Genomic DNA, 5,665 nt, shown 5'->3' on the forward strand with positions numbered 1-5,665 from the left:
TCCCGTTTTTGCACCTGAAGGCCGTTGGTGTTCGAGCACCGCGGCTTTCGGCTTTTTAGAAACTGTCATCACATTACTCCCGGAACCATCGCAGCCAGGCTCGCCAGAACCGGGCCGAGGGAATCAGTCGGCAGAAAGCGCAGTAAAGCTTCTGCGGCTTCCCGGACCTCTTTCTCCAGTCGCTGGATTGGCTGCCCAAGCAGCTTTGCCTGATGGGCGTCTCCACATTCTTTGATGGCATCCGCGATCAGCTCTTCATTCGTTTTGCCCGTTACCAGACCGAACTCGCGCGCTACTGCTTCGTTATCTCGAGCCATCACCGCCACGATCGCCGGAGTCAGCATCTCCAGGTACTTGTCATACTTCGGACCGGTGTTATTAATCATCCGGAAGAAATTAACTTTGGTTCCGTGCACCGAACCGGCCAGCAACAGGCCACGACCACCACTGGCAAACCACTCTTTCGCAACCAGCTGCGAGATGTAGTTTTGCGCATCGCCGGGCGTTGCCCTATTCCAGGCTTTTACAGCCTCCCGGATGTTCGAGAGTTTGCACGATTGGCGCGGAAGCTCTTGATATTTCGATGTCACCCGCCCAAGGGCTGGGCTGCTATCATGGTTAAAAGTTCGTGTTTGCATTGTCAGTGCTCCTACTTTGGTAAACCGTCTGTATGGTTTGGGTAGAGGTCTGGCCTGAGCTCATGGGGAGTTACGCCAGTGGCTGCGTAGATTTGCAGGACCCGATCAGCAGGAACCACGCCCTGATACCGGTTTTTCCAGCGGCTTACTGACATTGGTTTGATGCCCAGCATGGTTGCGAGATTTGTTGCAGTGCCAGCGGACTTAATGGCTTTTGTTAACCCGTTCATCGTTGTCTCCGATTTGAATACAATCAAATTAAGCCTTAGACTTAATTTATTGTCAAGCCTGGGGCGAATTTTCAAGTTTAAGCAAAAGGCTTATCCTTCTAACCATGAAAGAGAAAACCGTACTTAATCCGATACTTGTTGAACGCCTTTCAGAGTTGAATGGCCGTGGCATGACCAAATCCGATATGGCGAGGGTTGCTGGGGTAACTCCACAGTCTGTAAACGGCTGGTTTAAAAAAGGCGTGATCAGCAAGAAATCTGCCCTCGCTGTTGCAGACGCTGCTGGCGTGTCTGTGCCATGGCTACTCGGCGAGGATGTTGGAGAGAAAGACGGCCTGAAGCCGGACGAACAGCGACTGCTGGAGCTCTACCGCCAGTTGCCGGAAGAAGAGCAGCAGAACATGCTCCGCATCTTTGCCATTCGCCTTAAGGAGTTGGACGAGCTGTACGAGAAGTACATGAAAGGTAGGATTCGGTCGCAGGAAAAATGAGATATGAACGTTACAAATGAGCGATCAGAACTCCAAAGTTATCTTGAGTGCGGTATGGATTTACACTTAACTGATGTTCTTGATTAACTAATGCAATGATTTTTATGTGAATTTTATTAGGTGCTCATAGATGATTTATGTTACTTAAAAATCATTCTATGACTTCCCTTTTTGGGAATTGTGCATATAATGATATCTAAAGGACGCTCTATCGATGGCAATGCGCTTAATTGGCACTAAGCTTATTGACGAGTACTATCGTAAGCACGCGCAAGCCAAAGGACCTTTAGAGGCTTGGGTTGCGGAAGTAAGAAGTGCTAGCTGGAAACATTTGAATGACCTCAAAGGACGTTTCCCCAGCGCTGATTACTACGATGGATACGTCATATTCAATATAGGTGGTAACAACCACCGGTTAGCGGCCCAAGTTGAGTTTAAAATGGGGGTGTTGGTGGTGAGATGGATCGGAACCCACGCTGAGTATGACAAGAAAAATTCCAAAGGAGGCTTCAAGCTATGAGAAAATACTTCACTGTAATAAAAAATGAAGCACAGTATGAAGAGTATATGGCTGATTTACTGAAGCTAATGGAAGAACCTTTTACTGAAGATTCTCCGCAATTTGATGATTTCGAGTTGCTTACTTTGCTCATTGAGAACTACGAGTCTAAACATCATGCCATTAATAAGCCAGACCCTATTGAAGCAATAAAGTTCAGGATGGATCAATACGGCTTATCAAGAAAAGATATGACGGTTTACATGGGCTCTTTATCAAAAGTATCTGAGGTTTTAAATTACAAGAAACCACTAAGCTTGACGATGATTAAAAGCCTCCACTTCGGTTTAGGCATTCCCGCTGATATATTATTACAAGATGTTAGTAACGTTGAGTGGTCACCAGTTGCATTTAGCTCTGAGTCTCTGGCTATAGGTTTTGGTGACCTGTGCAAAAAAATCGCATCTTATTCTGGATTTATTCCAGTATTTGAATCAGCGGAAATAACCTCTTCATCTCCTCAGATAATAAAATTTGCCACTGATAATAAAGTCCGTGAAACCAAGAGAGTAAACATATCATCGTTGGATTTCAACGATGTATCTTTTAATGTACCAGAAAACGACTTTGTGTGTGTTTAATATGAAAATTCAATTATTAAATAATAAAATAAGATCGCTCTCATTAACCCCAGAAACCACACCAATTAAGAGTAAGAAAAAAAATGCTGAGACGGTTACCGTTGATGCACAAATTCAGCTTAATAATGAAGTTTACTTGAACCAAAAAAATAAAAGTCTATTTCGTGTACGTTATAAACTAAGTGTCTCAATCCCTCATAATGTTATTATCGAAATGGAGTACGATTTTGATTTTAAAGCTGACGAAGATGTAGATCAAGAGATTGCTCAGTCAATGACGATAAGATCTGCTGTGCCTAATCTAGTCTATCCTTATATAAAAGTTTATGTTGAGCAGATAATGACAATGTCAGGTTATGGACAAATTCCATTACCTTTCGTTGACTTCAATGAACATCCACTACCTGCCAATTCTAAAGAAAACTAATTTAAACCCGGCCTCTGCGCCGGGTTTTTTATACCCCCCAGCTGCTCGCCACCAAGCGTCTGCCCCGTACTCCCAGATCCCGACCTTAGCGTCGGGATTTTTTTTGCCTGCAATCCCGTGAACATCACAATTAAGCCTGAAACTTACAAATCAACTTCGTCCAAGACTTGACATAATTTAAGTCTCAGGCTTAATATGAATCACCAAGACGCACCACGAACCACTCAGGCAGGATGCCCACGAAGTAGCCGTCGACGGCATATGAATAGTCGGATGAGGTGGTGAGATTAACGCGCATCAGGTTTAACGCTCAGCTGGCCGGCTATAAGGCAAACGAGGATGAGATGCAAAACAACCAAGCAATACCAAACAGCGGTCGCGCAGTTGCAATGCGCAACCCGCGCACCGGCGCAGCATGGCTGGTCTCTTTTAACTACCGCGAAAGCATGTACTGGCACGAACCACAGGGAAACCTGCGTCATATCCGCCGCCCGTATGCTTCCCGCACCATTGAACCGAATCTGGTTCCGGCAGGTACGCACTTATGAACACTCTTTTCGCGTTAGTGCTGACCATTGGCATGACCAACGGTGATTTTCAGGATGTTGTACTGGGTGTTTATGGCGACCAACAGCAATGTGAGCAGGCCGCTGTTGAGCAGCAGGTTTCGGGAAATTGCTATCCGGTAGACGGGATCATCCGCAGCGAAGAAGCTCCGGCGGAAACGATGGCCAAGTTCTGAGGAAATGATGATGCAGACCAAATGCGGTTACTGCAGCAAGCCGGTTAAACAGGAAGAAGTAATCAAAAGCACCCTTCTCTATCGCAACGGCTCACTGCTGGCGCGCAAAGAAAAAGAGTATTGCTCCAAACGTTGCGCTTCGCACGACCAGATGGCTCACGAGTCATAACGTAAAAACCCGCGCAAGGCGGGATCTACGTCCGGTGCCACCGACCAAAGTTACACCGGAAACAACATTAAAACCAAAGTTAACCCAATGGGCGCTATCAATGGTCCGTGGATTCTAACACCCAAAATAGAGGATCTCACATGGAATTTCCATATGTAGTTAAAGCCACGCAAAAGTCGGGCAAGCCTGATGCTTTTGTCTGGTTCACTGCAAAAACTGAGGCTCGCGCCAACCTGATGCTGGACGTTGCGCTGGAAGATGCAGGTATCGAGACCGGTCGTGGCAAGGACTACGCTAAACCAATTCGCACTGATTTTCCTGTTGTTGATGACCTGCCGAAAGAAGGTGAAGTTGATTTCACCTGGTGTGATCGTTACGAACTTCAGGAAGATAGTCGCACCTGGCTGCCAAAAGTCGCTGGTGTGTCTACTGGTGCCGTTGACGCCTCTTCCACACCTACTCCGACCGCAATCGCTGAAGACGCGACTGCGTCCGAAATTGTCCCGGTTGAAAACCGTACTCCAGCGGTCCGCTTTGCCGTCCATCTGATGATTGATAAATACCTGACTCATGTCACTAAAGAGCAGCAGCTGGCTGCCAGCGAAATGTCATTGGATGAAGGCAATACCTATCTCCAGAACCTGCTTGTGGCAAAGAACGATGCACCCGAGACTGCCAAACTCAGCCTGAATGCTGAGTGGAAAATGATTCAGGCGGTTAAGGACATTTTCACACCAGATAAAGAGCACGAACCAAGATTGATCGCTGCATTCATGTCTGACTGGGTGAACACGGATGCCGGTGACCGCAATCAACTGGTAGAAGACTGGCGCAGTGGTAAGTTGCAGTTGCTTAAAACTGAAACAAGCAGCGGTGCTGACGTTACAACGGGTCAGGATCTCACTGTTGATGACGGCATCCAGATTGATGAGAACGATGACGAAACAACTCGTTATCCGGTTGTGCAACTGCCATTCCGTAAGCGCCTGCTGGCACAGTTTACTTCCGACGAACTACGTCACCACATAACCCGTCAAGAGTTCGAAGAGATCACCACACTGGAAATGGACACCGATAACGGATATGTCCAGAACTTGTTGCTGGCTGCCGAAAACTGCGAAGACGTGAAGGGTTACGATACTAAGGACCTGTGGCGCTACACCGACGCCATTCGCAAAGTGTTCAGCCAGGACAAGCGTCACGAACTCGCATTAGTTCTCCGCTTCACCAGAATATGGGCAGATACTGATTACATTGACCGCGGCATCCTGGCGCGCGAATGGGCTGCCAGCAATCGTATCAGTAGCGTGCAGCGTACTGATTCCGGCACCAATGCCGATGGCGGTTATGTCACTGACCGTGGACCTGATGCACACCACACCCTGGACACTCTCGATTTAGAGATTGCCTGTGCCCTTCTTCCTATGAACTTCAACCACTTCGAAATTCCGGGCAGTATTCTTCGTCGCGCCAAAGAAATCGTGACCAAAAAAGAAGAACCGTGGAAATCATGGAGCAGCATTCTGCGTAATCAGCCTGGCGTTCTTGGCGTTAACCGCACGGCTATTTTTAACCTGGTACGTATCGCGCCGGAAAATATTCATCTAACCCCTGTCGCTCACCTGGAATTTGTTAACCAGACCATGACTGCTGAATTCAACTCTGCGGTTGAGTTATTGCCGTTGCAAGAAGCTGAAGCAGCAACTCAGGAAATTCATCAACCTGAAAGTAAGGAGTCTCCGCGCAAATCCTTCTGCACACACGAAGAGAACCTGCAACGCGTGCGTGAAGAAGGAACTCGCCGCCGCGCAGAGGAAGCGGCGGCACA

10 protein-coding genes are annotated in these 5,665 nt (G+C 47.4%); 8 read left to right on the forward strand and 2 right to left on the reverse strand.

Annotated features, from left to right (window positions below):
* Window positions 1-68 precede the first annotated feature (68 nt).
* A complete protein-coding gene (locus FDW94_RS04255) occupies window positions 69-638 on the reverse strand; it encodes a toxin YdaT family protein (RefSeq protein ID WP_137377186.1) in 570 nt (189 codons plus the stop codon).
* A gap of 11 nt (window positions 639-649) precedes the next feature.
* Window positions 650-868, reverse strand: a complete 219-nt coding sequence (locus FDW94_RS04260; RefSeq protein WP_137377187.1) for a YdaS family helix-turn-helix protein — start codon at window positions 866-868, stop codon at window positions 650-652.
* A gap of 104 nt (window positions 869-972) precedes the next feature.
* On the opposite strand from FDW94_RS04260, the gene FDW94_RS04265 reads away from it, so the two are divergent.
* The 8 genes from FDW94_RS04265 to FDW94_RS23845 all read left to right on the forward strand — a co-directional run.
* Window positions 973-1,359: a helix-turn-helix domain-containing protein gene (locus tag FDW94_RS04265; protein ID WP_137377188.1), complete on the forward strand. Its 387-nt coding sequence runs from the start codon at window positions 973-975 to the stop codon at window positions 1,357-1,359.
* 214 nt (window positions 1,360-1,573) lie between these two features.
* A complete protein-coding gene (locus FDW94_RS04270) occupies window positions 1,574-1,879 on the forward strand; it encodes a type II toxin-antitoxin system HigB family toxin (protein ID WP_249358295.1) in 306 nt (101 codons plus the stop codon).
* Entirely contained in the window at window positions 1,876-2,499 is a 624-nt protein-coding gene (locus tag FDW94_RS23605; RefSeq protein WP_212734172.1) for a transcriptional regulator, read from the forward strand. The genes FDW94_RS04270 and FDW94_RS23605 overlap by 4 nt, the downstream gene beginning before the upstream one ends.
* 1 nt (window position 2,500) lies before the next feature.
* Entirely contained in the window at window positions 2,501-2,926 is a 426-nt protein-coding gene (locus FDW94_RS04280) for a protein-export chaperone SecB (protein ID WP_170974218.1), read from the forward strand.
* Window positions 2,927-3,270: 344 nt separating this feature from the next.
* A complete protein-coding gene (locus FDW94_RS04285) occupies window positions 3,271-3,474 on the forward strand; it encodes a hypothetical protein (RefSeq protein WP_137377190.1) in 204 nt (67 codons plus the stop codon).
* Entirely contained in the window at window positions 3,471-3,668 is a 198-nt protein-coding gene (locus FDW94_RS04290) for a DUF1482 family protein (protein WP_137377191.1), read from the forward strand. Before FDW94_RS04285 ends, FDW94_RS04290 begins: the two co-directional genes overlap by 4 nt.
* Window positions 3,669-3,675: 7 nt before the next feature.
* Entirely contained in the window at window positions 3,676-3,837 is a 162-nt protein-coding gene (locus tag FDW94_RS23505; protein WP_249358297.1) for a YdaE family protein, read from the forward strand.
* 140 nt (window positions 3,838-3,977) lie between these two features.
* Window positions 3,978-5,665, forward strand: a 1,688-nt coding sequence (locus tag FDW94_RS23845) for a RecE family exodeoxyribonuclease (protein ID WP_349290456.1), incomplete at its 3' end; no start/stop codon positions are given.

This window comes from Citrobacter sp. wls757 (genome assembly GCF_005280935.1).
Classification (GTDB): domain Bacteria; phylum Pseudomonadota; class Gammaproteobacteria; order Enterobacterales; family Enterobacteriaceae; genus Citrobacter; species Citrobacter portucalensis.

Bases quoted from the DNA above. Each gene is read 5' to 3' on its own strand.
- FDW94_RS04255 (WP_137377186.1), bottom strand. From the start codon at position 638: ATGCAAACACGAACTTTTAACCATGATAGCAGCCCAGCCCTTGGGCGG.
- FDW94_RS04260 (WP_137377187.1), bottom strand. From the start codon at position 868: ATGAACGGGTTAACAAAAGCCATTAAGTCCGCTGGCACTGCAACAAAT.
- FDW94_RS04265 (WP_137377188.1), top strand. From the start codon at position 973: ATGAAAGAGAAAACCGTACTTAATCCGATACTTGTTGAACGCCTTTCA.
- FDW94_RS04270 (WP_249358295.1), top strand. From the start codon at position 1,574: ATGGCAATGCGCTTAATTGGCACTAAGCTTATTGACGAGTACTATCGT.
- FDW94_RS23605 (WP_212734172.1), top strand. From the start codon at position 1,876: ATGAGAAAATACTTCACTGTAATAAAAAATGAAGCACAGTATGAAGAG.
- FDW94_RS04280 (WP_170974218.1), top strand. From the start codon at position 2,501: ATGAAAATTCAATTATTAAATAATAAAATAAGATCGCTCTCATTAACC.
- FDW94_RS04285 (WP_137377190.1), top strand. From the start codon at position 3,271: ATGCAAAACAACCAAGCAATACCAAACAGCGGTCGCGCAGTTGCAATG.
- FDW94_RS04290 (WP_137377191.1), top strand. From the start codon at position 3,471: ATGAACACTCTTTTCGCGTTAGTGCTGACCATTGGCATGACCAACGGT.
- FDW94_RS23505 (WP_249358297.1), top strand. From the start codon at position 3,676: ATGATGCAGACCAAATGCGGTTACTGCAGCAAGCCGGTTAAACAGGAA.